Raw genomic sequence first — 26,344 nt, 5'->3', positions numbered from 1 at the left:
AAGCCCCGCGCGGCCGAAGCGGTTGAACCGGTTGAGCCGGCCGCGTCGGCCCGGTCGGCAGGGCGGCCCGCCTGGACCCGCCGACTGCCGTGGGCGTCGAACGGGAGGGACTCGACGGCAGCCGGACGAGAGGGCGTTGGGGAGGCGGCGACCCGGCGCAAGGCCGCGCGCGGGGAGGCCGTGGCGGTGCCGCCGCCCTCCAGGCCGCTGCTGCAACGCCGTTCGGCCGTCGGCCTCGCCGCCCGCTGGCTGGTGCTGGCCGCGCTGCTGGTGGGGATGGTCGCCTTCGCGGTGGCGCTGGCCAGGGTCACCCTCGTCCCGTCGCCCTCGTCCGACGCCCTGGTCCACACGAACCTGCGGCCCGGCGCCTCGATCCGCGCCTACCTCGACCAGCCCGGGACGCGCGACACCGTCAAGCAGATCGGCGGCAACGTGCTGCTCGGCGTCCCCTTCGGGGTGCTGCTGCCGACGCTCTTCCCGAGGTTCCGCGGCCTGGTCCGGGTGGGGCTGCTCACCGCCCTGGTGATGGTGATGGTGGAGACGGCCCAGGGCACCCTCGTGGAGGGGCGCGCCTTCGACATCGACGACGTCATCCTCAACACGGCCGGCGCCCTGCTCGGCTACCTGGCGCTCGGCCGCCGTCTCGGCCGCGCCCTGCACCCGCGGCGGACGCACTGGTGGCACCGCCTCGGCCTCGGCGCCGGCCCCCGCCCTCCCGCGCGCTGACCGGCCTGCCTCGGACGCCAACCGCCTTGCCCGCGCAGCGATGTGACGGCCCGTCAGTCCGAGTCGTCCGCGATGGCCGACACCCCCGTGATCCGGTGCAGCGCGAACCGCCGCATCTCGTCGGCGGTGTGGTCGTACGCCGTCACGAAGCCGCCCTCCACCCGGGTGGGCGCGATGACGCGCTGGCTCGCGGCGCCCTCCGCGTTGACGTAGCCGATCCACAGCGACTCCCCGGCGAGAGTCGCCGCCTGCACGGTGGCGAGGGTGTCGGCGGCCGGGGTGCGCGGCGGGCCGTCCTCGCGCGCGGCCGGCGCCCGCCGTACCGCGGTGCTGGCCCGGTCGCCCGCGCGGATCGCGTGGATCGCCGCTTCCAGCAGCTTCGCGTCCGGCGCCGGCGGCCCCTCCGACAGCGGCACGGGGGCGGTGCGCGGCGGGGTGCGGTGGGCGTCGGGCCGGGTGATCAGCACGTCGCCGTCGGGCGACTCGGCCGCCGGGGCCAGGCCCATCGCCCGCAGCTTCTCCAGCAGCGTCGACGGGTCCGTCTGCGCGGCCACCACCGTCGGCGCCAGCCGGCGCAGGCCCAGACCGGCCGCCCGGCGGTCGGTCAGCAGCCCGGTCAGCAGCGCCTCGTCGTCGCAGCGCAGGTACGCGGAGGCGGCGCCCACCCGCAGCGTGCCGTGACGGCGGGCGACGTCGTCGACGAGGTAGCTCAGCGGCTGCGGCACCGGGGTGCGCGAGTGCGCGGACAGGAACCGTTGCAGCTCGTCGGCGGTGCGTCCCGCGTCCAGGGCCCGCCGCACCGACTCCGGGGTGAACCGGTAGACCGTGGCGCCGCCCTTGGACTCGATGTCGGCCAGCACCCCCAGCGTCTCGGCCAGCGGCGCGACCAGCGGCCCCGGCGCCACCGCCGTCAGGTCGGCCTGGAGCAGCACGTGGTCCAGCGGCTCGGGCAGCAGCGGCGCGAGCGCGGCGGCGGCCGCCGCCACGTCGGCCGCCGCCGCGTCCTCGCCCTCCGACGGCGCCGGTCCCGGCAGCAGCGGGCGGGCGTGCGCGGCCAGCGCGCCGCGGCCGGTGACGCCGAGGTCCTCGGCCTCCTGGAGCGTCCACGCCACCAGCTCGGCGCGCAGCGCCTCCGCCCCCGCCCGCAGCGGCCGCTCCCAGCGCAGCCGGGCCAGCAGGGACTCCCGGTCGGCGGCCGAGCCGGCCGGCAGGCCCGCCAGCAGGCCCAGCACCGCGCGCCGCACCTGAGGGGTGAGCGAGCGGTCCAGCTCGGGTCCGAGCGCAGCCAGCGCCCGGCCCTTGGGGTCGCGGCTGCCGACCAGCCCGGGCGTGCGGGTGGCGGCCAGCCAGGCCGAGGCGAGCCGCGCCCACTGCTCGTGCGCGGGCAGTTGGGACCAGCCGTCGGCCGCCGGGGTGGGCGCGTACGCCTCGTCGACCTCGCCGTCGGCCGCGACCAGCCCGGCCGCGTAGGCGAGTTCGAGCCAGAACGCGCTCTGCTGCTCCGTCAGGTCGAGGGTGGTGGCCGTCCGTTTGAGGTCGCGGACGCTCAGGCCGCCGGCCCGCAGCACCGCCGGGCCGCCGGTCTCCCAGGCCGCCAGGAGCTCCGCGACGGTGCGCACGGCGGTGAACGCCTGCCCCGCCGCCGTCATGTCCACCGTCCGGGGGGTACGCGCCACCGTGGCCACCTCGGGCGCCGCCGGCTCGGGGACGCGGTGCGCCCGGCCGCCGCGCAGGGTCAGCGCCGCCTCCCGGGGCAGCACCACGGTGCTGCGGCCCGAGGGCAGCAGCAGGCCGCGGGCCAGCAGCCACTGGACCGGCCCGGCGGCCTCCGCCGCCCGCACCGGCGCGGTCGCGTCCCGCACCTCGCCGTAGGGCGGGCCCCACACCAGCCGCTCCAGCAGCGAGCGGGTGCCCTGCGGGGCGGCGGCCAGCAGCGCGGCCAGCCGCGCCCGGTCGCCGAACAGCGCGGACAGCGCCTCTATGGCGCTGACCGGGTCATAGGTGGCCGGCAGCCCGGCGTCGGTGACGATCTGCTGGAGGCGGGCCGGCGACATGCCCGCCGTGGCCTCGCCCACCGTGGGCCCGAGGCCGGTGCCCGAGGCCACCGAGGCGGACGGGCCCAGCACCTCGTGCGCGGCCCGGACCAGCCGCAGCCGGTCCTCGCCGCCCCACAGCACGCCGTACGCGCGCAGGGTCCCGACGGCGGCGGGCAGGGCACGGGTGACGGCGGCGGCCAGCGGCCGCGGCAGCACGTCGTCCAGGGGCCCGGCGGCGGCACCGGCGTCCTCGCCGGAGGCCCCTCCGGCGATCACCTCGGCTGCCCCGGCGTCCCGCGCGTCCGGACCGGCCGCGGGACCGGCACCGGGCTCGGCACCGGGCTCGGGGGCGCCCGCCATCAGGGTCAGCAGCACGTCGTACGGGCACGGGTCCGGGGCCACCGCCAGCGCCTCCGCGACCTGGCGGGTGAACCGGGGGAGGCGGTCCAGGGTGCGCAGTACCGACGCGCGGGTGCCGGCCCGGGTGGCGAGCTGCGTGATGTCGGCGGGCACGGGCGCGAGGAGGTCGGGACGGGCCCGCAGCAGCCGCGCCAGGGCGTCGTCGTTCCGCGCGCGCAGCTCCTCCGCGAGGGTGCGCGGTCCGGCCGTGTCCACGGATTCGGTGTGGTCCTTCCGGTCCATCCGTCCCACATTAGCCGCACCGGCCGGTGGCCTACGGGTACGGTCGTCCTGGCATGCGCGAAAGGGGGCCCGGTCATGGGTGTGGAGAGCGACCGGTTGGTGTTCGACTACCTGAGCCGGGTCGGCGACCTGGCGCAGACCGCGCTGCCCGCCGCCGACCGGATGCGGCTGGTCGCGCAGCTGCGCCGGGACATCGACCAGCAGCGCGGCGAGGGCGACACCCCCGCCTCCGTGGAACGCCTGCTCGGCCGGATCGGCAGCCCCGACGAGGTGGTGGAGGCGGCGGCGTCCAGCGCCCCCGCACCCCGGCGCGCCGAGGCCCCGCCGCCCGCCGAGCCGCCGCCGGGCTCCTACGGCCCCTACACGCGCCCCGCCGCGCCGCCCGCGGCGCGGCCGAGGGCCGGGACGGCGGTGACCGTACGGAAAGCGGTGACGGGACGGCCGGAATGGGCGGCGCGGCCGGCGCGAAGCCCGACTTCCGCAAGCGGCCGGGCCGGGACGGAGCAGCCCGCGCCGACCGCGCGACGCCGCCGGGCTTCCGCTTCAGCACGCCCGAGGACGGCGCCGCCCGCGACTGGTGGCAGGAGGCCGCGGGGTCCGGGCCGCTGGCCGGGGAGGAGCTGACCGGCCTGCCCGGGATGACCGGCAGCATCTCCATCCCCTTCGACGACGAGGACCTCGGCTCCGGCCGGGCCGCCGCGGAGCGCGCCGCGGCGAAGGCCGCCGAGGCGGAAGCGGCCGAGGCGGCGGCCGAGGAGGAGCCCGAGGCCGCTCCGGCCGCGAGGCGGCGGCCGCTGGGCGGGCTGCTCCGGCGCCGCCGCCGCGGCGACGGCGGGGCGGCGCGGGAGCGCGCCGCTGGGGCGGCCCGATGCTGCTGCTGGGCGCCGCGCTGCTGGTCGCGGGCGCGGTGGCCGGCTCCTGGGTGCTGCTGGGGGCGGGCTGGCTTGCCGGGTACTTCAGCCGGGCCTACAGCCGTACCCAGGCCAAGATCGCGGTCTTCGGCGTCCCCGGGACGGCCGCCGCCGGGCTGCTGCTCTGGGTCTGGGGGCGTGGACAGGGCAAGTGGGGCGACCCGATCGCGCACGGCCGGACCGGCCAGGCGGTCCTGGACGGCCTGCCCGTCACCGTCCGCGTCGCCGCCGCCGGCTCGGCCGCGTACCTGCTCTGGCGGGCCCGCCGCTCGGTGTGAGACGGCCGCGCCGGCGCCTCCGCACACCACCCGGGCGCCGCCGGACCGCCGGGTCCCCGGACGGGCTCCCGTACAGCTGTGCGGGCGGTCGGGGACAATGGCTGCTGTGAACGCTGGAGACGCTGTGAACGCCGTGGCCACCGCAAGCCCCCTGGACGCCGGGACGGCCGTGCCCGACGCGGGTGACCGCGCCGCCGCGCCCGCCGGTCCGCTGACCGTCGGGTTCGACCTCGACATGACGCTGATCGACTCCCGGCCCGGCATCAAGGCGGTGTACGACCGGCTCGCCGAGGAGACCGGCGTCTTCATCGACTCCGCCCTCGCGGTGACCCGCCTCGGGCCGCCGCTCGACGAGGAGCTGGCCCACTGGTTCCCGGCCGAGCGGGTGCCGGCGATGGCCGACCGCTACCGGGAGCTGTACGGCGACCACGCGATCGCGCCCACGCCGGCGATGCCCGGCGCGCTGGCGGCCATGGACGCCGTGCGGCGGGCGGGCGGCCGGTCCTTGGTCGTCACCGCCAAGCACGGCCCCAACGCCCGGCTCCACCTGGACCACGTCGGTATCGACGCCGAGCTGTGCGGCTCGCTGTGGGCCGAGGCGAAGGCGGAGGCGCTGGTGGAGTGGGGCGCCTCGGTCTACGTCGGCGACCACGTCGGGGACGTGCGCGGCGCCCGGCGGGCCGGAGCGGTCTCGGTGGCCGTGGCGACCGGCCCGTGCACGGCCGAGGAGCTGCGGGCGGCCGGCGCGGACGTCGTCCTGGCCGACCTCACGGAGTTCCCCGGCTGGCTCGCCGCCCACACCGCTGCCCACGCCGGCGCCCGGACCGCCGCCCACGCCGGCTGACCGGCCGTCGGGCGGCAGGCCCGGCGGTCACCCGCCCGCGCGTCAGCCGGAGCCCTGGGCGTCAGCTGGAGCTCTGGCGCTGGGCGAGGGCCGCGCGCAGCAGGCCGACGAGGGCGAGCAGCATCCCCAGGCCCATCAGCATCGAGACGAAGTACGCGGGGGTGGGCAGCCGCGTCGTGCCCAGCAGGAACGGGATGACGGTCACGATGGTCGCCACCGCGCCGACCACGAAGGTGATGGCGCCGATCCGTACCAGCAGGTCGCCCGCGCCCTTGGTTTGTTCGCTCACCCGACAAGGGTAGGTCCGAGGGGAAGCGGTGGGGGCACGGCACTCGACCCCAGGCCGTCTTGCCACCCGGCGCAGGGCCATTAGCCTGGTCCCGGCGGGTCCCCGACGGGCCCGCTGCCGTCTTGTTCAGAGCGGTTTCGCGCAACTTCCAACACAACGAGGACGAGGTCGCACGTGCCTACCGGCAAGGTCAAGTGGTTCAACAGCGAGAAGGGTTTCGGTTTCCTCTCCCGTGACGGTGGCGGCGACGTCTTCGTGCACTCCTCGGTGCTGCCCGCCGGGGTCACCGTGCTCAAGCCCGGGCAGCGCGTGGAGTTCGGCGTGGTCGCCGGCCAGCGGGGGGACCAGGCGCTGACGGTGACACTGCTCGACCCCACCCCCTCGGTCGCGGCGGCGCAGCGGCGCAAGCCCGACGAGCTGCTGCCGATCGTCCAGGACCTCACCTCGCTCCTGGAGGACGTGGCCCGCTCGCTGCAGCGCGGCCGCTACCCCGACAAGGCCCAGGGCCACAAGATCGCCTCGGTGCTCCGCGTGGTCGCCGACCAGCTCGACGTCGGCTGAGAGCCCAGCGGGGCCCTGGGGCGCGCCCCGCGCCCCGCGCCGCGTGCCCCCAGGCCGCGCTCCCCGCGGGTGCCGAGCCGCCGCCGCGCCGGAAGAGGTACCTCCGGCGCGGCGGCGGCTCGGGGCCGGAGGTCAGAAGTCCAGGGCCCCCGGGGCCAGCGGCGGCACCAGGCCCTCGGTCGCGGCGCGGTCCAGCAGCCCGCGAACGGCCGCGTAGCCGGCCTCGCCGAGGTCGGCGGTGAACTCGTTGACGTACAGCCCGATGTGCTGGTCGGCGACGGCCGGGTCCATCTCCTGCGCGTGCGCCAGCACGTAGTCGCGGGACCGCTCCGGCGCCTGCCACGCCTGCCGCACCGAGGCCCGGGTCGCCTCGGCCAGCGCGTGCAGCCGCTCCCGGCCCAGCGAGCGCTTCGCGATGATCGCGCCCAGCGGGATCGGCAGGCCGGTGGTGGCCTCCCAGTGCTCGCCCATGTCGGCGAGCTTGTGCAGGCCGTAGTCCTGGTACGTGAAGCGGGCCTCGTGGATGACCAGTCCGGCGTCCACCCGGCCGTCGCGCACCGCCGGCATGATCTCGTTGAACGGCATCACGACGATCTCCCCGACTCCGCCGGGGACCTCCGCCGCCGCCCACAGCCGGAAGAGCAGGTAGGCCGTGGAGCGCTCGCTCGGCACCGCGACGGTGGCGCCCGAGAGGTCCGCGTCCGCCTCCCGGGTGAGGACCAGCGGCCCGCAGCCGCGGCCCAGCGCGCCGCCGCAGGGCAGCAGCGCGTACTCCTCCAGCACCCACGGCAGCACCGCGTAGGACACCTTCAGCACGTCCAGCTCGCCGCGCTCGGCCAGGCCGTTGGTGATGTCGATGTCGGCGAAGGACACGTCCAGCGGCGGCGCGCCCTCGACCTCGCCGTGCGCCCACGCGTGGAAGACGAACGTGTCGTTCGGGCAGGGGGAGTAGGCGATCCGCAGCGTGTCCGCCGCCCGCCCGTCCTCGCCGGTCCGCTCCGTCTGTGCCGCTGCCTGTGCGTTCATATGACCCTCACCCTGCTCTACCGCGTCCTGCCGCGTTCTCACGCGTCTCTCGCGTCGGCCCGTGTCCCGCACGCGCCGTCCGCCTGCTGCTCCCCGTGGTCCCCGTTCACCCGCTCACCCGCCGCCGCTCCGCGTCCACCCGCCCGCGGTGCTCCGCCCGGCGCCCGGTGCGACGGTACGCCGCCACGCCCGCGCTCAGGCCGTCCTGGCCGCCGGCCCACCGGACGGCGGCGCGCTCAGGACGTCCGGCGCGTCCAGTACCTCGGACGCGTCCAGCACGTCCGGCAGCAGCTCGAAGGCCCGGGTCAGCGCGGTCAGCGCGTCACCGATCCGCCAGGCCGAACGGTCGCGCGGGCCGACCGCGTTGGACACCGCGCGCACCTCCAGCACCGGGACCCCGGCCGCCGACGCCGCCTCCGCGACGCCGAAGCCCTCCATCGCCTCCGCCACCGCGCCCGGGTGACGGGCGGCCAGCTCGGCGGCCCGTTCCGCGCTGCCGGTCACCGTGGAGACGGTCAGCACCGGGCCGAGGCAGGCGCCCAGGGGCTCCAGGGCCGCCACCACGGCCGTCGCCAGACCGGCCGGGGGCAGGTGGACCGAGGTGCCGAAGCCGAGTTCCGCCACCGGGACGAAGCCGTCGGCCGTCTGGGCACCCAGGTCGGCCGCCACGATCGCGCTCGCCACCGCCAGCGAACCGACCGGCGCCGCCGGCGCGAACCCGCCGCCGATCCCCGCGCTCACCACCAGCGTGTACGGCCGTCCGGCCGCCGCCGCCACGGCCAGCGCCCGGGCGGTCGCGGCGGCCGCCGCCGCGGGCCGACCCCGCCGGCCAGCACGTCGGCGGGCACGTCGACGCCGGCGCCGCCGCCAGCGCCGCGGACCGCCGCGTCCGGTACCGCTCCCGCGGCCGCCCGCCCTGCCAGGCCGGCCGTCACCGCGTCGGCCTCCGCGGGCACCGCGGCCACGACCAGCAGCCGCCCGCCCCGGACCGGGGGGCCGGCCCTGCCCGGTCACTTGCCGCGGACCAGCTTGAACTGGATGACCCGGTAGGAGTCCTTGCCCGTGGTGTCCGTGCTCTCGACCACGGCCAGCGTCACCGACGACTTCGTGGTGCCCGTCTGCTGGTCCTGGAACAGCTGCGCGCTGTCCACCGACCAGTACGTCTTGTCCTTGAGCAGCTCGGGGGTGACCAGCGCGTTGTCGGCCGCGATCAGCCAGCCCTTGTCGCCGATGGACGGGTCCACGCCGATCCGCACCTGGTCGCCGACCGGCACCGTCATGTGGTGCGTCGGCGTCCCGTTGAGGCAGGCCACGAAGGTGGTCTGGTCCAGCGGCTTGTCGTCGCTGGCGCGGCAGGCCGGCCTGGCCTCGGCCTGGACGGACTTCGATCCCACGGTCACCGTCGCCTGCGCGGTGGGCTTGTCGCAGGCGGTGAGGCTGAGCAGTCCGAGGGAGAGGGCACCGAGAGCGGTGGCGGTGCGGCGAATGGTCATGGGGGTGAGGCTACCGGGGTGGTCGCTCCAGGTCCGCGCGGGGGTGCGCCGTGTCCTGCGGCGAACGGCACGTCAGGGACCGCTCCACGACCCGTCCGGGGGACGGCCGGACGCCCGTCGAACACCCTTCGGAGGGACCCGCCGCCGGCACGGTCCGGGAGCCCGTGGGAGGGCCGCCGCACGGCCGCGCGCGGTGCCCTGCCTGCAGCGGAACGGACCTCCGCGCGCGGTGCCCTGCCTGCGGCGGAACGGACCTCTCAGCGGACCGCGGGCCGCCCCCGCCGCCCGACCTTCAGGCGGTTCGGGCAACCCGCGCCCGGGCCCCCGGGGGTTCACGCCACCCGCGCGCTCGTCGCGCCGCCGCGCCGGGCCGAGCCCAGCAGCCCCCGCACCGACACCGCGAACGCCGTGAGGACCAGCGCCGCCGCCACCGCCATGCCCAGCGCGCCGTTGAGCGGCAGCACGATGCCCAGCCCGCCGCCCACCACCCACGACAGCTGGAGCACCGTCTCGGAGCGGGCGAACGTCGAGGTGCGCACCCGCTCCGGCACGTCCCGCTGGATCAGCGCGTCCAGGGACAGCTTCGCCAGCGCCTGCGTGATGCCCGCCACCGCCGCCACCAGGACCACCGTGACCACACCGAACCAGCCGGCCGCCACCACCGCGGCGGACAGCGCGCACACCAGCACCGTCGCGATGATCACCTCGGGCCCGCGGGACTTCAGCCAGGCGCCCAGGGCCGTGCCCAGCGCGTTGCCGGCGCCCGCCGCCACCGCCACCATGCCCAGCGACAGCTCCGGCGACAGCCCGCCGACCGGGTGCTCGCGCAGCATGAACGCCAGGAACATCGTCAGGAACCCGGACAGCGCGCGCAGCCCGCAGTTGCCCTGGAGCGCGTGCAGTACGGAGGGGCCCACCCCCAGCAGCCCCGGCGGCCGCCCCGGCAGACCGGTCGGCTCCGGCGGCGCCTCCTCGTCCGCCGACAGCCGCGCCTTGCCCTCGCCGCGCGCCGAGTCCACCACCGCCGGCAGCGCCATGCACATCAGCGCGCCGCCGACGTAGATCACCGACGCCCCGTACAGCGGCCACTGCGGCCCGATCACGTGCAACCCCGCTCCGACGGGTGCGGCCACCGCGGTGGCGAGCAGGCCCGCCAGAGTGACCCGGGAGTTCGCCTTGACCAGCGTGGTGCGGGCCGGCAGCAGCCTGGGCACCACCGCGCTGCGCAGTACTCCGTAGGCCTTGGACGCCACCAGCACGCCCAGTGCCGCCGGATACAGGCCCAGGCCCGCCGTGGACACCACCCCGGCCATCGTCCAGGCGAGCGCGGCGCGGGCCATCAGCGAACCGGCCATCGCCGCCCGCCGGCCGTGCTGCATCCGGTCCAGCAGCGGGCCGACCACCGGCGCCAGCAGGGCGAACGGAGCCATCGTCACCAGCAGGTAGAGCGCCACCCGGTTGCGGGCCTCGCCGCTCGGGACGGAGAAGAAGACGGTGCTGGCCAGGGCCACGGTGATGAGCATGTCGCCCGCGGAGTGCACCGCGTGCAGCTCGATCAGCTTGGCCAGCCCGGACTCGCCCGCCCCGCCGGCGTGCGTCGTACGGCGGACGCGGCGGCGCACCGCGCCGGCCGATCGCCCCACGCCGCCGACGAGGGCGCGCCCGGCTCTGCGAACGGGTCCACGACCCGCGGCCAGAGTTCGTGCCACGTCGCAATCCTGCCCCAAATGGAAGTCTCCGCACCCCCTCCTTTGCGGCCGTGGTGCGCACCGGTACCGTGCGATCGCGCAGAATAGGTGCAACAGGTGCGCCCGAGGACGCTCGGGCAGGACCGGGGAGAGCCGGGAACCAGGCGTTGAAGCGGTCCGCAGGTCCGCTCCGCCGCACGTTCCAGGCACCGCCCGCGTCCCGCCCGCCCCCGTGCGCACACCACGAGAAGGCGTTCAGACGGCGTAGAGAGAGAAACGATTTCTGTGAGTCCTGCGATGCGAAGCCGTACCCCTGACCGCCTGTGCGCCGAGGCGGTCGATCTCGCGCGGACGGTGACGCGCGAGGCGGTCGGCCACGAGTCGGTGGGCGAGCATCTCGGGGTCGTCGCCGAGGGCGACCGCGTCGTCACCCACCTCTTCGCCTGCGAGGAGCCCGCCTACCGGGGCTGGCGGTGGGCGACCACGCTCACCCGCGCCTCCCGGGGCAAGGCCGTCACGGTCGACGAAACGGTGCTGCTGCCCGGGACCGACGCCGTCCTCGCCCCCGCGTGGGTGCCCTGGAGCGAGCGGCTGCGCCCCGGCGACATGGGCCCCGGCGACCTGCTCCCCACCGAGCCGGACGACCCGCGCCTCGAACCGGGCTGGACCGGCGGCGCCGAGGCGCAGGCGCGGGCGCGGGCCGCCGAGCAGGAGTGGGCCGAGGTCAGGGCTGCTCAGCCGGCCGAGCCGGCCGAGGCCGAGCCGGAGCTTGAGCAGGAGCCGTCAACGGGCGTCGTCGCCGTCACACCCCCGCCGTCCACCGCCGAGATCGGCGCCGTCGCCCGCGAGATCGGCATGGACCGGGCCCGGGTGCTGTCCCGGTACGGGCTGAAGGCCGCCGCCGAACGCTGGGAGGAGCGGTTCGGCCCGGAGACCGCCATGGCGCAGGCCGCGCCCGCGCGGTGCGCCAGCTGCGCCTTCCTGGTGCCGGTCGCCGGGTCGCTGCGGCAGGCGTTCGGCGTGTGCGCCAACGAGTACGCGAGCTCCGACGGCCAGCTGGTCTCGCTGGAGTACGGCTGCGGCGGCCACTCCGAGGCCGCGGTGATGCCCAGAACGCCGCCCCCGCCGCCCATGGTCCTCGACGACCTCAACGAGACGGACCAACTGCACCCCGAGACCCCCGCCGACCCGGCCGAAGGGGACGACGAGGCCGCGGGGGACCCCGGCACCTCCTGACGCCGCCGCGCCTCCCGGCCCGACCCCCTCGCGGGCCGGGGACCCGCGCCGTCCTCCCGGCCGCCGCCACGCCCCAGGCGGGCTCCGGCCGCACTCCAGCGCACCCGCCCGCCCGTGCTGACGGCCCGCGTCAAGCGGCCCGGTCCGCCCGGCCGTGAGGCGCTGCCGTCTCATCCCGCCTGGCCGTCTCGCGGCGGCCCCGCGGGGGGCGGCGCTTGCCCCTCTGCCCGCGAGGCCGCGCGGACCCCGCCTCCGGTACCGGCGACGCCGCCCCGGACCTGCCCGACCCCGCCCCGGACCTGCCCGGACCCCGTCACCGCGCGGCCCGGCCCCGCCAGCACCCGGCACCCCGGCACGCCCACGAGAGCGGTACCGTCACCCTGCAAGAGGCCCGGAAGGGGCCGTCAGCCAGCCCGCCGTACCCGACCCGTACCGACCCGTACACCCGAGTACCCACGAGCAGCACGACGGAAGGCCGCAGTGACCCGCCCTGGCGTAATCCGCAGCACCCCGGAAGGCCGGCCGGACCCGTTCCGCACGGCGGACCTGCGACGGGCCGTCCTGACCGCCTGGTCCGGCTCCGCCGCCCGCTTCCGCGAGGACGCCAACGCCGAGGAGGACCTCGCACTCGGCGGCCACCGCGACCGCCTCATCGTCGAACTCGCCCAGAACGCCGCCGACGCCGCCGTGCGCGCGGGCGTCCCCGGCCGGCTGCGGCTCACCCTCTACGAGGCCGGCTCCGGCGCGGGCCCCGACGCGCAGCCCTGCCTGGCCGCCGCCAACACCGGCGCCCCGCTGGACGCCGCCGCCGTGGAGTCGCTGTCCACCCTGCGCGCCTCCGCCAAGCGCGACGACGACGCCGGCACCGCTGCCGCCTCGAACGCCGTGGTCGGCCGGTTCGGCGTCGGCTTCGCCGCCGTCCTCGCGGTCAGCGACGAGCCCGCCGTGCTCAGCCGCACCGGCGGGGCGCGCTGGTCGCTGGCCGAGGCCCGCGAGCTGGCCGCCGAGGTGCCCGGCCTGGCCGACGAGCTGCGCCGCCGCGACGGCCACGTCCCGCTGCTGCGGCTGCCCTTCCCCGCCGAGGGCAGCGCCCCGACGGCTACGACACCGTCGTGGTGCTGCCGCTGCGCGACGGCGGCGCCGAGGACCTCGCCGCCCGGCTGCTGGCCGGCGTGGACGACGCGCTGCTGCTCGCCCTGCCGGGCCTGGCCGAGGTCGTGGTGGAGACCCCGGCCGGCACCCGTACCCTCACCCGGCGCCCGCTGGACGGCGGCGGTGCCGGTGCCGGTGCCGGTGCCGGTGACGTGCTCGTGGAGGACTCCGCCCGGCCCGCGCCCACCCGCTGGCGGGTCGACGCCTCCGGCGGCGCCCTCGACCCCGCGCTGCTGGCCGACCGGCCCGTCGAGGAGCGGCTGCGCCCCGTCTGGTCGGTGACCTGGGCCGTCCCCGTGGACGCCGAGGGCGCCCCGGCCGCGCCGCGCACCGCCCGCGTGGTGCACGCCCCCACGCCGACCGACGAGCCGCTGGACCTGCCGGCGCTGCTGCTGGCCAGCTTCCCCCTCGACCCGACCCGGCGGCACGCCGCCCCCGGCCCGCTGACCGACTTCCTGCTGGAGCGCGCCGCCGCGGGCTACGTACGGCTGATGGCCGGCTGGCAGCCGGCCGGCACCGGCGTGGTCGACCTGGTGCCCGGCCCGCTCGGCCAGGGCGCGCTCGACGGCGAACTGCGCCGCCGCGTGCTGGACGCGCTGCCGCGCACCGCCTTCCTGCCGCGCGCCGTCCGGCCCGACGCCGCCGGCCCGGACGAGGGCATGCCCGCCGCCGACCCGGACGCCTGGGACGGCGGCTGGGACGGCGGGGCCCCGCTGGCCGGGGACCGCGGCACGCTGCGCCCGGTCGAGGCCGAGATCGTGGAGGGCGCCGGCGCCGAGGCCGTCGCGGTGCTCGCAGAGGTGCTGCCGACGCTGCTGCCGGCCGCGCTGGAGCGGCGTCCGGCGCTGCGCCAGCTCGGCGTCGCCCGGATGACGCTGGCCGACGCGGTGGACCGGCTGGCCGGCGCCGAACGGCCCGCGCAGTGGTGGTGGCGGCTCTACGACGCGCTGGCCGGCACCTCACCGGACGTGCTCAGCGGGCTGCCGGTGCCGCTCGCCGACGGGCGCACCGTGGTGGGCCCGCGGCAGGTGCTGCTGCCCGTGCCGCTGCCCGAGCCGTCCACCGTCCCGGGCGGCGCCGTTGACGCCCCGTCCGAGGACGACGGCCCCGACCCGCGCGCGCTGGCCCGGCTGGGCCTGCGGGTCGCGCACGCCGACGCCGCCCACCCGCTGCTGGAGAAGCTCGGTGCCGCCCCGGCCACCCCTCGCGCGGTGCTGACCAGCCCCCAGGTGCGCGCGGCCGTCGCCGCCTCGCTCGACGAGGACCGCCCCGCCTGGGACGACGACACCGGCCTGGACGCCGAGGAACTCGCCGACACCGTCCTCGCGCTGGTGCGGGCCGCCGGCCTCGCGCCCGGCGACGAGCCCTGGCTGGCCGCGCTCGCGCTGCCCGACGAGGACGGCGAACTCGCCCCGGCCGGCGAGCTGGTGCTGCCCGGCAGCCCGCTGGAGGACGTGCTGCGGGAGGGCGAACTCGCCGCCGTGGACACCGCGCTCGCCGACCGGTGGGGCGAACAGCCGCTCACCGCGGTCGGCGTGCTCGCCACGTTCGCGCTGGTGCGCGCCGCCGACGTCGTCCTCGACCCCGACGAGCTCGAACCCCGCGACACCGACTGGGCCGAACCCGACGACGTCGGGCTGCTGGACGCCGTCGACGTGTGGTGCGAGGACGTGCTCGACCAGCTCCCGGAGACCGACGTGCCGCCGGTGGCCACCGAGATCGTGGGCGTCCGCGACCTGGACCTGGTGGACGACGACGCCTGGCCGCAGGCGCTGGCGCTGCTCTCCCGGCCGCCGCTGCGCGAGGCCGTCACCTCCCCGCTGCGGGTGCTGCTGCCGGACGGCACCACCGACTCCGTCCGCCCCTACGCGGCCTGGTGGCTGCGCGACCACCCGGTGCTCGACGGCCGCCGCCCGGTCGGCCTGCGCGCCGCCGGCGGCGACCGGCTGCTGGCCGGCCTCTACGACGAGGCCGACACCGACGCGGACGTGGACGAGCAGGTGCTGCGGGCGCTCGGGGTACGCACCACCGTGGCCGCGCTGCTGGCCGAACCCGGTGGCGCCGCCGAGCTGCTGGCCCGGCTCGCCGACCCGGACCGGCCGGTCTCCGCCGCGCAGCTGCACGCCCTGTACGCGGCGCTGGCCGTGCTCGACCCGGACCAGGTCACCCTCCCGGACGAGGTGCGGGCGGTGCTGGACGGCGAGCCGGCCGTCGTGGACGCCGCCGACGCGCTGGTGGCCGACGCCCCCGACCTGCTGCCGCTGGCCGCCGGCCGGCCCCTGCTGCCGGTGCCGCCCCGGCTGGCCGCCGAGCTCGCCGAGCTGTTCCAGGTGGGGCGGCTGAGCGAGGCCGTCCGGGCCGAGGTCGTCTCCGAGGGCGAGCCGCACGACGTGCCGCCGGCCGTGCACGACCTGCTGCCGGGCGCGCCCGCCTCCTACGTGGAGCACGAGCGGCTGCTGCTCACCGGCGACGTGGAGGTCGACTGGCGGTGGACCGGCGGCGTACTGCACGGCTCCACCGTGGAGGGCGTCGCGGCCGGCCTCGCCTGGGCCGCCGGCCACTGGGAGCGCCGCTTCGAGCTGGCCGCGCTCCTTGAGGACCCGACCCGCACGGCGGAGCTGGCCCAGGCCCGCTGGTTCGACTGAGGCGACCGTTCGTAGCCGCCCACGACGAAGCCCGACAGCCCGACAGCCCGACCGTCACATGGTCGGGCTGTCGGACTGCCGGGCTTCACGATTGCCAGGCGGTCCGATCGGCTGACGGGATGATCCTCCGACGGTCCGCGTAGATCCTTCGGGCTGTGCGGCCGGACCGGGCCTGGACAATGCCGGGCCTGGACGGTGCCGACCCGGGACGGTGCCGAGCCCGCTACGGGGCCGCGTCAGGCCCCGGCAAGCCGCGTCAGGCCGCGCCGACCGGGGCGTCCGGCCCGCCGCCCTGGGCGGCCCGGGCGCGGGCGATCGCGTCACGGCGCCCGCGCGTGTACTTCAGGCCCAGCAGGCCCAGGCAGCCCCCGGCCAGGCAGGTCCAGATGAACCAGGTGTGGCCGTGGTCGGAGTACCAGCCGTAGAACGGCAGCTGCACCACGAAGAGCGCGAACCAGATCACCGTGCCCACGGTGACGGTGGCCACGTCGTTGGCCTCCAGGGGCTCGGGGGCCTCGCGCAGCGCCGGGCGCTTCTTCCCGGCAGGGGACTCGGCGCGGACGGCGCCGCCCGCGTCTCCGCCGGCCGGCGGGGCCGGGGCGGGGGAGCCGGAAGAGCTGGAGGCGCCGGCGGAGCCGGAGGGCGCGGACGGCTCGGGCCGCTCGGGCGGCTGCGGCGCGGGCTGATCGGTCACGGCGCCCATGGTATGCCCGCGCCCGCCGCCGGCCCATGAGGACGTCCTCGCACCCCTCGGGGACCCGTCCGAACCCTCCCGCGCGGTTCGGGGCGGGTCCGGGGCCCTGTCCCCCCAACGCTCTACGCGCGGAGATAGCGTCTGCTTTGCTGTTTGTTCATACTGAAACGGTCACTTGTTGACGAAATCCATTCGTATGATCGCCCAAACCGCGGCGAGCACAGCACCCTGAGGACCCCATGTCCCCGTCCCCCTCGGCCTCCGCTCCCGCGGCCGCGACCCGGCCCAGCGGTCCGCCGCCCACCGGGATCGACCGGTTCTTCCACATCTCCGAACGCGGCTCCTCCATCCCCCGGGAGATCCGCGGCGGCCTGGCCACGTTCTTCGCGATGGCCTACATCATCGTCCTGAACCCGATCATCCTCGGCTCGGGCGTCGACAAGTACGGCCACCACCTCCAGGGCGGCCAGCTGGTCACGGCCACCGTGATAACCGCCGCGTTCACCACGCTGCTCATGGGCGTGGTCGGCAACGTGCCGATCGCGCTCGCCGCCGGCCTCGGCGTCAACACCGTCGTCGCGCTCCAGCTCGCCCCGCGGATGAGCTGGCAGGACGCGATGGGCATGGTGGTGCTGGCCGGCCTGGCGATCATGCTGCTGGTGGCCACCGGCCTGCGGGAGCGCGTGATGAGCGCGGTTCCGCTGGGCCTGCGCAAGGGCATCGCGATCGGCATCGGCCTGTTCATCCTGCTGATCGGCCTGGTCGACTCCGGCTTCGTCACCCGCGTGCCGGACGCCGCGCACACCACCGTCCCGCTCCAGCTGGGCACCGACGGCCACCTGCACGGCTGGCCGGTGCTCATCTTCATCCTGGGCACGCTGCTCACGCTCGGACTCATCGTCCGGCGGGTGCCGGGCGCGATCCTCATCTCCATCGTGGCGATGACGGCGCTGGCCCTGATCGTCGACGCGGTGGCGAACGTGCCGGCCGCCGGCTGGGGCCTGACCGTGCCCAAGTGGCCCGGCAACCCGGTGTCCACCCCCGACTTCGGGCTGCTCGGCCACTTCAGCCTCTTCGGCGGCTTCCACGAGGTCGGGGTGCTGACCGGCATCCTCTTCGTCTTCACGGTGCTGCTGTCCTGCTTCTTCGACGCCATGGGCACGATCCTCGGCGTCAGCGACGAGGCCGGGCTGCTGGACAAGAAGGGCGACCTGCCCGGCATGAGCCGGGTGCTGATGATCGACGGCATCGCCACCGCCGCGGGCGGCGTCAGCTCCTCCTCGGCGAACACCTGCTTCGTGGAGTCCACCGCGGGCGCCGGCGAGGGTGCCCGCACCGGCCTGGCCAGCGTGGTCACCGGCCTGATGTTCGTCGCCGCGCTCTTCCTCACCCCGCTGGCCACCATGGTCCCGGCACAGGCGGCCACGCCCGCGCTGGTCGCCGTCGGCTTCCTGATCCTCTCCGGATCGGTCCGCGAGGTGGACTGGAGCGACTTCACCATCGCCATCCCGGTGTTCCTGACGATGGTGATGATGCCGTTCACGTACTCCATCACCAACGGCATCGGTATCGGCTTCATCACCTTCTGCCTGCTGCGGGTGATCGCCGGCCGCTGGCGCGAGGTGCCGGTCGCCCTCTACCTGGTGGCCGCGGTCTTCGCCTTCTACTACCTGATGCCGGCCCTCGGCCTGGTCTGATCGGCCCGGCTCCGGTCCGGTCCCGGCCTCGGCTCCGGTCCGGTCCCGGCCCCTGAGGCCGCCTCGCCCCGCCTCCGGTCACGGCTCCGCGCCGTGCGCCGGGGGCGGGGCGTCGTGCGCTCCGGCGGCGGCGTAGAAGCGGTCGGTCTCCTCGACGGAGGCCATGAACCGCTGGTCGAAGTCGTCCCGGACGAGGGCCCGGAGCACGTAGTCCTGGGGGCTGATCCCCCGCCTGGCGGCGTGGGCCCGGATGCGCTCCCACAGCTCTTCGTCCACCCGGAGGCTGAGCACTCTCGATGCCATGCGCCCACGGTCGTGCCACACCGTGGGCGCATGTGCTGTTTTCCCGCCGAAAATCACTCGTACGGATGAAATGGTCCGACGGTCTGCCTGGACACCGGGCGCGGGTGCGGAGTGCGTGCTTAGTCTAAGTAATGAGGTAGTCTAAAGATCGTGACCGAACTGTCCGAGGCCGACCGCGCCGCAGTGAGCGAGCTGCGCGGCGCCGTGATGCGACTGTCCCGCCGACTGCGCCACCAGCGCGTCGACGAGACCCTGAGCCCCACCGAGATGTCGGTGCTGGCCACGTTGGAGCGGTGCGGCTCCGCCACACCCGGCGAACTCGCCCGCAAGGAGCACGTCCAGCCGCCCTCCATGACCAGGATCGTGGCGATGCTGGAGGCCAAGGAGCTGGTGGTGCGCGAACCGCACCCCGACGACCGCCGCCAGGTGGTGGTCAGCCGTACGGAACAGGCCGGCGCGATGCTCGCCGAGAGCCGCAGGAAACGCAACGCGTGGCTCGCGGAGCTGGCCGAGAAGCTCACCGAGGACGAACTGGCGGTGCTGCGGGAGGCCGCCCCCGTCCTGGAGAGGCTGGCGCACCTGTGACGGTGCGGCCCGGCGCCCGGTGCGCCGGGCCGCGGCACGACCGGTCGTACGGCGTCGGTCACCACCGCGCGCCGTACGACCCCGTAGGACCGAGCAGGACCCCGTAGGACCGAGCAGGACCGAGCCGCACTGGCGGCATAGGCCGGCACCGAGCAGGACCGAGCAGTACCCGAGATGGACCCGGCCGGGATCACCCGGAGGGACGCCCGAGGAAGGGGAGGCGAGTACCGATTGAGTTCGGCAGCCGGACCAGAAACCGCAACCGAACCTGACCGTCCCGCGGAGACGAAGACGGGCACCTTCAGCTCGTTGAGGATCCGCAACTACCGGCTCTTCGCGACCGGTGCGGTGATATCCAACACCGGCACCTGGATGTCGCGGATCGCCCAGGACTGGCTGGTGCTCAGCATCACCGGCTCGTCCTTCGCGGTGGGCATCACCACCGCCCTCCAGTTCCTGCCGATGCTGCTGTTCGGGCTCTACGGCGGCGTCATAGCCGACCGGTACCCCAAGCGCCGGCTGCTGCTGTGCACCCAGGCCGCCCTCGGCGTGCTCGGGCTGGCGCTGGCCACCCTCACCCTCAGCGGCGTGGTCCAGGTGTGGCACGTCTACGCCATCGCGTTCCTGCTGGGCGTGGTCACCGTCCTCGACAACCCGACCCGGCAGACCTTCGTGATGGAGATGGTCGGGCCGGCGCAGGTGCGCAACGCGGTCTCGCTGAACTCCGCCAACTTCCAGTCCGCCCGGCTGATCGGCCCGGCCGTCGCCGGCGTGCTGATCACCGCCGTGGGCAGCGGCTGGGCGTTCCTCTTCAACGGGCTGTCCTTCATCGCCCCGATCACCGGGCTGCTGCTGATGCGCAGCTCGGAGCTGTACCGCGTCGAGCGCGCCCCGCGCGGCAAGGGGCAGCTGCGGGAGGGCCTGCGGTACGTGGCGGGCAAGCCCGAGCTGATCTGGCCGATCGTGCTGGTCGGTTTCATCGGCACCTTCGGCTTCAACTTCGCGATCTGGCTGTCGGCCTTCGCCAACAAGGTCTTCTCCTCGGGCGCGGGCACGTACGGCCTGTTCAACACGCTGATGGCGGCCGGCTCGCTGATCGGCGCGCTGCTCGCCGCCCGGCGCAGCCGCACCCGGCTGCGGATGCTGGTGGCCGCCGCCATGTTCTTCGGCACGCTTGAGGTGGTGGCCTCGCTGGCCCCCACGTTCTGGATCTTCGCGGCGCTGCTGGTGCCGATCGGTGTGTTCGGCCTCACCTTCAACACCACCGCCAACGCGACCGTCCAACTGGCCACCGACCCGGTCATGCGCGGCCGGGTGATGAGCCTGTACATGATGGTCTTCGTCGGCGGCACCCCGATCGGCGGTCCGGTCATGGGCTGGGTCACCGACAACTTCGGCGCCCGGGTCGGCTTCCTCAGCGGCGGCCTGATCTGCGTCGCGGGAGCGGCCGGGGTCGGCGTGGTGCTGGCGCGGTCCGGCGGGCTGCGGCTGCGGGTGAACCTGCGGCGCTCCGGTGGCGGCCCCCTGGTCGCCCTGGTTCCGCGCGAGGTGCCCGAGGGCTCCGACGTCCCCGCGGCCCCCGAGGCCCCGGCGTCGAGGCGCCGGCCGTCCCCGAGGCCCGCGGCGGCGGCTCGGACGCCGCACCGGAGGCCGCCGCACGCCCGGACTCCGACGGCGGGACCGCCGACGGCCTCGCCGAGGGCCGGGCGCACGACCGGCGGGACGGGCGGGTCGGTCCGGTCGGGCCGGACGACACGGACCGTCCGGATGGTGTGGACGGCCCGGGAGGTCCAGGCGGTCCAGGCGGGATCGACGCGCCTGGTTCCGGGGCCCGCGTCACGTCGGTGGCCTGAGGGCCCCGGACACGGGGCGTGGGCGGCCGGAGCGCGGACGGCCGGGGCGTCGGCCGCCGCGCCGGGGCCGGCTCCGGTAGCGTCGGGGCGCCGGGCGCGGCGGGACCGCCCGGGCCCGTTGACGATCGGGGGCGGACGGCGGTGAGGCTCTTCGTCGCGGTGCTGCCGCCCCCGGCCGCCGTCCGTGAACTGGCCGCCGCCGTGGCACCGCTGCGCCGGCTGCCGGGCGCCGACCGGCTGCGCTGGACCCGCCCCGAGGACTGGCACCTCACCCTGGCGTTCCTCGGCGAGGTGCCCGACTCCGTCCGCCCCGGCCTCGACGAACGGCTCGCGCGGGCCGCCCGCCGGCACCCGCCGCACACGCTGCGGCTGGCCGGCGGCGGGCGGTTCGGCGACCACGTCCTGTGGACGGCCGCCGCCGGCGAGCGCGCGGCCCTTGAGGGCCTGGCCCGCTCGCTGCGGGCCGGCGCGCGCCGCGCCGGGGCGCCCGCCGACGAGGGGCACCCTTTCCGCTCCCACCTCACCCTCGCCCGCACGGCCCGCTCGGCGTCCGTCCGGCTGGGCCCCTTCGCCGAGGAGCTGGCCTCTTTCGAGGGCACGCCGTGGGAGGTCGGGGAGGCCGCTCTGGTCGTCAGCGTGCCGCCGCGGTCCGGGGCGCCGGGGGAGCGGCCCCGGTACGAGGTCGCCGCGTCCTGGCCGCTCGGCCGCCCCTCGGGCGCCGGGGAGCAGCCGGACACCCCGGGCGGGCCGGGCCCCGGCAGCCCGTACGGGGACGGCGGCGCCGAGGCCCCGGGCAGCGCCGAGGCGGACCCGGGGGCAGGAGGACCCCGCGCGGCCGGTTAACCTCGAACCGTGGACCCCAAGACCCGCACGCGCGTCATGACCGCGGCATTCGTTCTCATGCTCGCCGTCGTCATCGTCGCCGCAGCCTTCCGCTGAGCGCCTGAGAGCCCGAGCCCCTGAGTGAGCCCCTGAGCGCCCGACGGCCACCGGGCGCCTGACGTCTCGGCGCCGAGCGCGGGCCCACGGCCCCGGGCGGCACCGCCCCAGCTCGTCCCGCCGTCCGGAGTCCCCGCGGCCCTCAGGGCATCCCCGGCCACCCGGCCACCCAGGCGCTGAAGCGCCGAGGCAGCGGGACACCCAAGGACCGACCGCCGAAGGACCGACCGCCGAAGGACCGAGGCGCCCGCCTGTCGAGACGCCGCCGCCGCGCGCCCGGCGGGGGTTGATTGGAGCGCACTCCAAGAGCTTGGGTGGGGAGCCATGGAGTACACACAGCTCGGCCGCACCGGCCTGAAGGTCAGTCGCCTGGTCCTCGGCACCATGAACTTCGGCCCGCGGACCGACGAGGCCGACAGCCACGGCATCATGGACGCGGCCCTCGAAGCCGGCGTCAACTACTTCGACACCGCCAACGTCTACGGCCGGCCCGTGTACAAGGGCCGCACCGAGGAGATCATCGGCAGCTGGTTCGCCCAGGGCGGCGGCCGCCGCGAGAAGACCGTCCTGGCCACCAAGGTCTACGGCGACATGTCCGCCGACGACGCCCCCTGGCCGAACGAGGGACTGCTCTCCGCGCTGCACATCCGCCGCGCCGTCGAGGACAGCCTGCGGCGGCTGCGCACCGACCACATCGACGTCTACCAGTTCCACCACGTGGACCGGAACACGCCGTGGGAGGAGATCTGGCAGGCCGTCGACGTCCTGGTCCAGCAGGGCAAGATCCTCTACGCCGGCTCCAGCAACTTCGCCGGCTGGCACATCGCGCGGGCCAACGAGGCCGCCGCCCGGCGCGGTTCGCTCGGCCTGGTCAGCGAGCAGTGCCTGTACAACCTGGCCGCCCGGGACGCCGAGATGGAGGTCATCCCGGCCGCCCAGCACTACGGGCTGGGCGTCATCCCGTGGTCGCCGCTGCAGGGCGGGCTGCTGGGCGGCGCGCTGCGCAAGGAGCGCGAGGGCGGCGGGGACCGCTCCGCCGTCGGCCGTTCGGCGGACGCGCTGAAGTCGTCCGACGAGCGCGCCCGCGTCCAGGCGTACGAGGACCTGTGCGACAAGTTCGGCCTCGACCCCGGCGAGGTGGGCCTGGCCTGGCTGCTGACCCGGCCCGGCGTGACCGGCCCGATCGTCGGCCCCCGGCTGCGCGAGCAGTTCGACTCCGCGGTGCGGGCGGTCTCGCTCGACCTCAGCGAGGAGTTCCTCGCGGCGCTCGACGAGATCTTCCCCGGCCCCGGTGCCTCCCCGGAGTCCTTCGCCTGGTGACGGACCCGGCCCGCCCCGGTCGCGTTCCCGGGTGAGCTCCGCCCGGCGCCGCCGTCCCGCCCCTGTGGACGGCTGCGCCGGGCCCCGGGCCCCGGGCCCCGGGCTCCCGGGCCCCGGGCTCCCGGGCACGCCGCCGCGGCCGGGGGAGGCGGGAGGGCCCACGCCCCTCGGCGCGGGCGGGGACGGGGGGATGGGAGGCTGGGCCCATGCGCCTGCCCCGCCGCCCGCTCCCGCGCCTGGTTCCCCGAACGGCCGCCGCGTGCGCCGCCGTTGCCCTGGCCTGCCTGCCCGCCCTGCCCGCCGCCGCCAGCGGGCCCGACGTGGCCTTCCGGATCAGCGACCCGCGGATCACCGAGTCCAGCGGCCTGGTCGCCAGCCGCCTGCACCCCGGCGTGTACTGGACGCACAACGACAGCGGCGACGGCCCGTACGTCTACGGGATCGACGCGGCCACCGGCAGGACCGTCGCCACGCTCACCCTGCGCGGGGTGCACCCGCGCGACGCCGAGGCCATCTCCATCGGGCCCGACGGCGACCTCTACCTCGGCGACATCGGCGACAACCTCGACGGCGCCTGGTCCGAGGTGTGGATCTACCGGTTCCCGGAACCCCGCACCCTGGCCGACCAGACCGTCGACGCCACGCGTTACACCGTCCAGTACGCCGACGGGCCGCGCAACGCCGAGGCGCTGATGGTGCAGCCCCGGACCGGGCGCGTCTACATCGCCAGCAAGAAGGAGGACGGCGGCCACCTCTACGAGGGCCCCGCCCGGCTCAGCGCCTCCGGCGTCAACGTCTTCCACTCCATCGGCGACGTCCCCTGGGTCACCGACGGGGCGTTCTCGCCCGACGGCAGCCGCCTGGTGCTGCGCGGCTACTTCTGGGCCACGGACTACCGGTGGAGCGGCGACCGGCCCCACCAGGCGGGCCAACTCGACGTCCCCGTACAGCCGCAGGGCGAGTCGGTGGCCTTCACCCCGGACGGGCGGGCCCTGATGTTCGGCAGCGAGGGCAAGGACAGCGCGGTGTGGCGCGAGTCCCTCAGCGGCGCCGACCTGCCCGACGACGCCGCCGCCTCGCCGTCCGCCACCCCGAGCACCACCACCGCGCCGGGCACGTCCTCCGGCACGTCCTCCGGCGCCTCCACGGGCAGCGGCGTGACAGCCCCGAAGGCCAGTGCCGGCAGCAAGGCGCTCGGTTTCCTCCTGCTGGTGGTCTTCGGCCTCGGCGGCTTCTACGTCAGCAAGGTGCTGCGCCGCGGCCGCCGCAACGGGTAGCCCGCAGCGGACACCAGGCGGCCGACCGGCGGTCGGGGAGCGGACGGTGCTCAGACGTCCCGGCGGTGCTCCGCTCCGCGGACGGTCCGCACGGACAGGGCCGGTTCGACAGGCGGCGCCAGCTCTCCGGAGGTGACCGCCACGAGGTGCGCCGGAGCGTCGCCCTGCCGCAAGGCGGTCACGTACTCGACGGCCCGGGCGGGGGAGAGTACGGGCGGTCTCCGGCGCGGGAGGCGCGTGGCGGGCACCCCCCGCGGGCATCCGCCACCGCCCGGACCTCGTCGTGCAGGTCGTCCACCGCGGTCCGCGCGGCCTGCCCTCGGACACGGGCCCGGTAGTCCGCCTCCCCCCGCACGGTCAACGCGGAGACGGCACCGGTCCGACGCGGGTTCCCGTCGAGGCGGTCGACACGGAACGGCCCGTTCCCGGCCAGCGGGAAGTCCGGGTTCCGGGTGCGCGGATACTCCTCGGAAGTCCGGACGACGATCCGCACCAGCTCGCGCCGCTCGACGTGCCACACCGCCACGCGCATCGGGTCGAGCCCCGCAGGCAGCCACCGCCGGTCGTCGCGTTCCAGCCCTTCCTCGACGATCCGCACCGCGGCGTCCCGCTCGATCACGCTGCCGGCGTCCCGTACGGCCCGGACTGCCGGCGCCGGGTTCCCCGCTCGCCGCACGGCGGGGCGGACGGCGGGGGACGCCGAGCCGCGACCCGGGAACGGACTTCGCGTCCCCGCAGGCCCGGGCGGAGCGGGCGGTGCCTCGGGAGAACGCGCAGGGCCGCCGCACCTCGCGGTGCGGCGGCCCTGCGGCGCCAGGCTCGGGTGCGCCCTACAGGTGCTCGATCACGTAGTCGACGCTGGCCGTCAGGGCCTCGACGTCGGACGGCTCGACGGCCGGGAACATCGCCACCCGCAGCTGGTTGCGGCCCAGCTTGCGGTAGGGCTCGGTGTCCACGATCCCGTTCGCCCGCAGCGCCTTGGCCACCGCGGTGGCGTCCACGCCGTCGGCGAAGTCGATGGTGCCCACCACCTGGGAGCGGTCCGCCGGGTCGGCCACGAACGGGGAGGCGTACGAGGACTTCTCAGCCCAGCCGTACAGCCGCGAGGAGGAGTCCGCGGTGCGCTTGACCGCCCACTCCAGGCCGCCCTGGCCGTTGATCCACTCCAGCTGCTCCTTGAGCAGGAACAGGGTGCTCAGCGCGGGGGTGTTGTAGGTCTGGTTCTTCTTCGAGTTGTCGATCGCGGTCGGCAGGTCGAAGAACGCCGGGATGTGGCGGCCGGACGCCGCGACCGCCGCCGCCCGCTCCAGGGCGGCGGGCGAGAACACCGCGATCCACAGGCCGCCGTCGGCGGCGAAGGACTTCTGCGGCGCGAAGTAGTAGACGTCCGTCTCGGAGATGTCGACGGGCAGGCCGCCGGCGCCGGAGGTGGCGTCCACCAGCACCAGCGCGCCGTCGTCCGCGCCGGCGACCCGGCGGATCGGCAGGGCCACGCCGGTGGAGGTCTCGTTGTGGGTCAGGGCGTAGACGTCCACGCCCGCCTCGGCGACCGGCTCGGGGTGGGTGCCCGGCTCGGACTTCACGACCGTCGGGTCCGCCAGCCAGGGCGCGAGCTGCGCGGCCTTGGCGAACTTCGAGGAGAACTCGCCGAAGGACAGGTGCTGCGACTTGGCCTCGATCAGGCCGTGCGTGGCGATGTCCCAGAACGCGGTCGAGCCGCCGTTGCCGAGCACCACCTCGTAGCCCTCGGGGAGCGAGAACAGCTCCTTGACGCCGTCGCGGACCTGTCCGACCAGGTTCTTGACCGGCGCCTGGCGGTGGGAGGTGCCGAGCAGAGACGTCCCGGTGGCGGCCAGGGCTTCCAGCGCCTGGGTGCGCACCTTGGAGGGGCCCGAGCCGAACCGTCCGTCGGCGGGCTTGATGTCAGCGGGAATCTGAATATCGGCCACGCACGAAGCGTAGTGCGTCATGGCCTGATGGCGACCGGCGTCCCATCGGATGAGACGGACGATTCACCCTCCGGTGCGAGAGCGTGGCGGGGTGCCGGAGAGCGCACCCGGCGGCCGCGCCGGCGTGCGCGGGGGCGCCGGACGGGACCGGAACGGCGGGCCGGGCGTTCGGAACGGCGCGCCGGGGCGGGCGGGTTCGG

At 76.2% G+C, this 26,344-nt stretch carries 20 protein-coding genes and 3 pseudogenes; 13 read left to right on the top strand and 10 right to left on the bottom strand.

Annotated elements, in window-relative coordinates:
• The first annotated feature begins 186 nt into the window (after nucleotides 1–186).
• The gene (locus BS72_RS38220; protein WP_322942232.1) at nucleotides 187–726 is read left to right on the top strand and encodes a VanZ family protein; all 540 of its coding nucleotides are present in this window, start codon (nucleotides 187–189) and stop codon (nucleotides 724–726) included.
• 53 nt (nucleotides 727–779) lie between these two features.
• On the opposite strand, the gene BS72_RS13410 is transcribed toward BS72_RS38220, so the two are convergent.
• Complete coding sequence (locus BS72_RS13410) at nucleotides 780–3,404, bottom strand: helicase-associated domain-containing protein (RefSeq protein ID WP_051951075.1); 2,625 nt, start codon at nucleotides 3,402–3,404, stop codon at nucleotides 780–782.
• A 75-nt stretch (nucleotides 3,405–3,479) separates the two neighbouring features.
• Between BS72_RS13410 and BS72_RS38215 the strand changes: the two genes are divergently transcribed.
• From BS72_RS38215 to BS72_RS13400, 3 genes are all read left to right on the top strand, one after another.
• Nucleotides 3,480–4,028, top strand: a complete 549-nt coding sequence (locus BS72_RS38215; protein WP_051951074.1) for a hypothetical protein — start codon at nucleotides 3,480–3,482, stop codon at nucleotides 4,026–4,028.
• Between the two features lie 244 nt (nucleotides 4,029–4,272).
• Nucleotides 4,273–4,593, top strand: a complete 321-nt coding sequence (locus BS72_RS38210) for a hypothetical protein (RefSeq protein ID WP_051951073.1) — start codon at nucleotides 4,273–4,275, stop codon at nucleotides 4,591–4,593.
• 169 nt (nucleotides 4,594–4,762) lie between these two features.
• Nucleotides 4,763–5,437, top strand: coding sequence for an HAD family hydrolase (locus BS72_RS13400; protein ID WP_265736821.1), 675 nt, complete (start codon nucleotides 4,763–4,765; stop codon nucleotides 5,435–5,437).
• Between the two features lie 61 nt (nucleotides 5,438–5,498).
• Here BS72_RS13400 and BS72_RS13395 read toward each other — a convergent pair whose 3' ends face one another.
• Nucleotides 5,499–5,726: a hypothetical protein gene (locus BS72_RS13395; RefSeq protein ID WP_037910636.1), complete on the bottom strand. Its 228-nt coding sequence runs from the start codon at nucleotides 5,724–5,726 to the stop codon at nucleotides 5,499–5,501.
• Nucleotides 5,727–5,900: 174 nt separating this feature from the next.
• Here BS72_RS13395 and BS72_RS39525 point away from each other — a divergent pair, with 174 nt between their 5' ends.
• Nucleotides 5,901–6,287, top strand: coding sequence for a cold-shock protein (locus BS72_RS39525; protein WP_037910634.1), 387 nt, complete (start codon nucleotides 5,901–5,903; stop codon nucleotides 6,285–6,287).
• A 132-nt stretch (nucleotides 6,288–6,419) separates the two neighbouring features.
• Here BS72_RS39525 and BS72_RS13385 read toward each other — a convergent pair whose 3' ends face one another.
• The 4 genes and pseudogenes from BS72_RS13385 to BS72_RS13370 all read right to left on the bottom strand — a co-directional run bounded on the left by BS72_RS13385 (nucleotide 6,420) and on the right by BS72_RS13370 (nucleotide 10,449).
• Entirely contained in the window at nucleotides 6,420–7,313 is an 894-nt protein-coding gene (locus BS72_RS13385) for a 1,4-dihydroxy-6-naphthoate synthase (protein ID WP_037910632.1), read from the bottom strand.
• A 195-nt stretch (nucleotides 7,314–7,508) separates the two neighbouring features.
• Nucleotides 7,509–8,287 (bottom strand): annotated as a pseudogene (locus tag BS72_RS13380) (futalosine hydrolase).
• 36 nt (nucleotides 8,288–8,323) lie between these two features.
• Complete coding sequence (locus tag BS72_RS13375; RefSeq protein WP_037910630.1) at nucleotides 8,324–8,806, bottom strand: hypothetical protein; 483 nt, start codon at nucleotides 8,804–8,806, stop codon at nucleotides 8,324–8,326.
• Nucleotides 8,807–9,138: 332 nt separating this feature from the next.
• Complete coding sequence (locus BS72_RS13370; protein ID WP_232792384.1) at nucleotides 9,139–10,449, bottom strand: MFS transporter; 1,311 nt, start codon at nucleotides 10,447–10,449, stop codon at nucleotides 9,139–9,141.
• Between the two features lie 342 nt (nucleotides 10,450–10,791).
• On the opposite strand from BS72_RS13370, the gene BS72_RS13365 reads away from it, so the two are divergent.
• Both BS72_RS13365 and BS72_RS13360 read left to right on the top strand, forming a co-directional pair.
• Nucleotides 10,792–11,730: a DUF3027 domain-containing protein gene (locus BS72_RS13365; RefSeq protein WP_037910626.1), complete on the top strand. Its 939-nt coding sequence runs from the start codon at nucleotides 10,792–10,794 to the stop codon at nucleotides 11,728–11,730.
• Nucleotides 11,731–12,210: 480 nt separating this feature from the next.
• Nucleotides 12,211–15,527: pseudogene (locus BS72_RS13360) on the top strand (sacsin N-terminal ATP-binding-like domain-containing protein).
• Nucleotides 15,528–15,783: 256 nt separating this feature from the next.
• Here BS72_RS13360 and BS72_RS39520 read toward each other — a convergent pair.
• Nucleotides 15,784–16,221: a DUF2530 domain-containing protein gene (locus tag BS72_RS39520; RefSeq protein ID WP_322942230.1), complete on the bottom strand. Its 438-nt coding sequence runs from the start codon at nucleotides 16,219–16,221 to the stop codon at nucleotides 15,784–15,786.
• 239 nt (nucleotides 16,222–16,460) lie between these two features.
• Here BS72_RS39520 and BS72_RS13350 point away from each other — a divergent pair, with 239 nt between their 5' ends.
• Nucleotides 16,461–17,918 carry an NCS2 family permease gene (locus BS72_RS13350; protein ID WP_037910624.1) on the top strand — a complete coding sequence of 486 codons (1,458 nt, stop codon included), beginning with the start codon at nucleotides 16,461–16,463 and terminating at the stop codon, nucleotides 17,916–17,918.
• 78 nt (nucleotides 17,919–17,996) lie between these two features.
• On the opposite strand, the gene BS72_RS13345 is transcribed toward BS72_RS13350, so the two are convergent.
• Nucleotides 17,997–18,221 carry a ribbon-helix-helix protein, CopG family gene (locus BS72_RS13345; protein ID WP_078901337.1) on the bottom strand — a complete coding sequence of 75 codons (225 nt, stop codon included), beginning with the start codon at nucleotides 18,219–18,221 and terminating at the stop codon, nucleotides 17,997–17,999.
• Nucleotides 18,222–18,428: 207 nt separating this feature from the next.
• Between BS72_RS13345 and BS72_RS13340 the strand changes: the two genes are divergently transcribed.
• The 5 genes and pseudogenes from BS72_RS13340 (at nucleotide 18,429) to BS72_RS13320 (ending at nucleotide 24,195) form a co-directional block, all read left to right on the top strand.
• On the top strand, nucleotides 18,429–18,806 hold the full coding sequence (locus tag BS72_RS13340) for a MarR family winged helix-turn-helix transcriptional regulator (RefSeq protein ID WP_078901801.1): 378 nt from the start codon (nucleotides 18,429–18,431) through the stop codon (nucleotides 18,804–18,806).
• A gap of 174 nt (nucleotides 18,807–18,980) precedes the next feature.
• A pseudogene (locus BS72_RS13335) lies at nucleotides 18,981–20,363 on the top strand (MFS transporter); the annotation flags it as partial.
• 437 nt (nucleotides 20,364–20,800) lie between these two features.
• A complete protein-coding gene (gene thpR, locus BS72_RS13330) occupies nucleotides 20,801–21,502 on the top strand; it encodes an RNA 2',3'-cyclic phosphodiesterase (RefSeq protein ID WP_078901800.1) in 702 nt (233 codons plus the stop codon).
• A 420-nt stretch (nucleotides 21,503–21,922) separates the two neighbouring features.
• Complete coding sequence (locus BS72_RS13325; protein ID WP_037910616.1) at nucleotides 21,923–22,918, top strand: aldo/keto reductase; 996 nt, start codon at nucleotides 21,923–21,925, stop codon at nucleotides 22,916–22,918.
• Nucleotides 22,919–23,124: 206 nt separating this feature from the next.
• On the top strand, nucleotides 23,125–24,195 hold the full coding sequence (locus BS72_RS13320) for a hypothetical protein (RefSeq protein ID WP_051951072.1): 1,071 nt from the start codon (nucleotides 23,125–23,127) through the stop codon (nucleotides 24,193–24,195).
• Between the two features lie 178 nt (nucleotides 24,196–24,373).
• Here BS72_RS13320 and BS72_RS13315 read toward each other — a convergent pair whose 3' ends face one another.
• Nucleotides 24,374–24,814: a YrhB domain-containing protein gene (locus BS72_RS13315; protein ID WP_322942228.1), complete on the bottom strand. Its 441-nt coding sequence runs from the start codon at nucleotides 24,812–24,814 to the stop codon at nucleotides 24,374–24,376.
• Nucleotides 24,815–25,025: 211 nt separating this feature from the next.
• Nucleotides 25,026–26,144, bottom strand: coding sequence for a phosphoserine transaminase (gene serC / locus BS72_RS13310; protein WP_037915614.1), 1,119 nt, complete (start codon nucleotides 26,142–26,144; stop codon nucleotides 25,026–25,028).
• Nucleotides 26,145–26,344 lie beyond the last annotated feature (200 nt).

Source organism: Actinacidiphila yeochonensis CN732, from assembly GCF_000745345.1.
GTDB classification, from domain to species: domain Bacteria; phylum Actinomycetota; class Actinomycetes; order Streptomycetales; family Streptomycetaceae; genus Actinacidiphila; species Actinacidiphila yeochonensis.
Note: the sequence above shows the minus strand (reverse complement) of the source record. Positions and strands in the feature narration are given on the sequence as shown.

What these genes read in the sequence shown, in the direction of transcription:
- BS72_RS38215 (WP_051951074.1), top strand. Translation starts at nt 3,480, where the DNA reads ATGGGTGTGGAGAGCGACCGGTTGGTGTTCGACTACCTGAGCCGGGTC.
- BS72_RS13345 (WP_078901337.1), bottom strand. Translation starts at nt 18,221, where the DNA reads ATGGCATCGAGAGTGCTCAGCCTCCGGGTGGACGAAGAGCTGTGGGAG.
- BS72_RS13365 (WP_037910626.1), top strand. Translation starts at nt 10,792, where the DNA reads ATGCGAAGCCGTACCCCTGACCGCCTGTGCGCCGAGGCGGTCGATCTC.
- BS72_RS38210 (WP_051951073.1), top strand. Translation starts at nt 4,273, where the DNA reads ATGCTGCTGCTGGGCGCCGCGCTGCTGGTCGCGGGCGCGGTGGCCGGC.
- BS72_RS13325 (WP_037910616.1), top strand. Translation starts at nt 21,923, where the DNA reads ATGGAGTACACACAGCTCGGCCGCACCGGCCTGAAGGTCAGTCGCCTG.
- BS72_RS13340 (WP_078901801.1), top strand. Translation starts at nt 18,429, where the DNA reads ATGCGACTGTCCCGCCGACTGCGCCACCAGCGCGTCGACGAGACCCTG.
- BS72_RS13385 (WP_037910632.1), bottom strand. Translation starts at nt 7,313, where the DNA reads ATGAACGCACAGGCAGCGGCACAGACGGAGCGGACCGGCGAGGACGGG.
- BS72_RS13320 (WP_051951072.1), top strand. Translation starts at nt 23,125, where the DNA reads ATGCGCCTGCCCCGCCGCCCGCTCCCGCGCCTGGTTCCCCGAACGGCC.
- BS72_RS13350 (WP_037910624.1), top strand. Translation starts at nt 16,461, where the DNA reads ATGTCCCCGTCCCCCTCGGCCTCCGCTCCCGCGGCCGCGACCCGGCCC.
- BS72_RS13375 (WP_037910630.1), bottom strand. Translation starts at nt 8,806, where the DNA reads ATGACCATTCGCCGCACCGCCACCGCTCTCGGTGCCCTCTCCCTCGGA.
- BS72_RS13410 (WP_051951075.1), bottom strand. Translation starts at nt 3,404, where the DNA reads ATGGACCGGAAGGACCACACCGAATCCGTGGACACGGCCGGACCGCGC.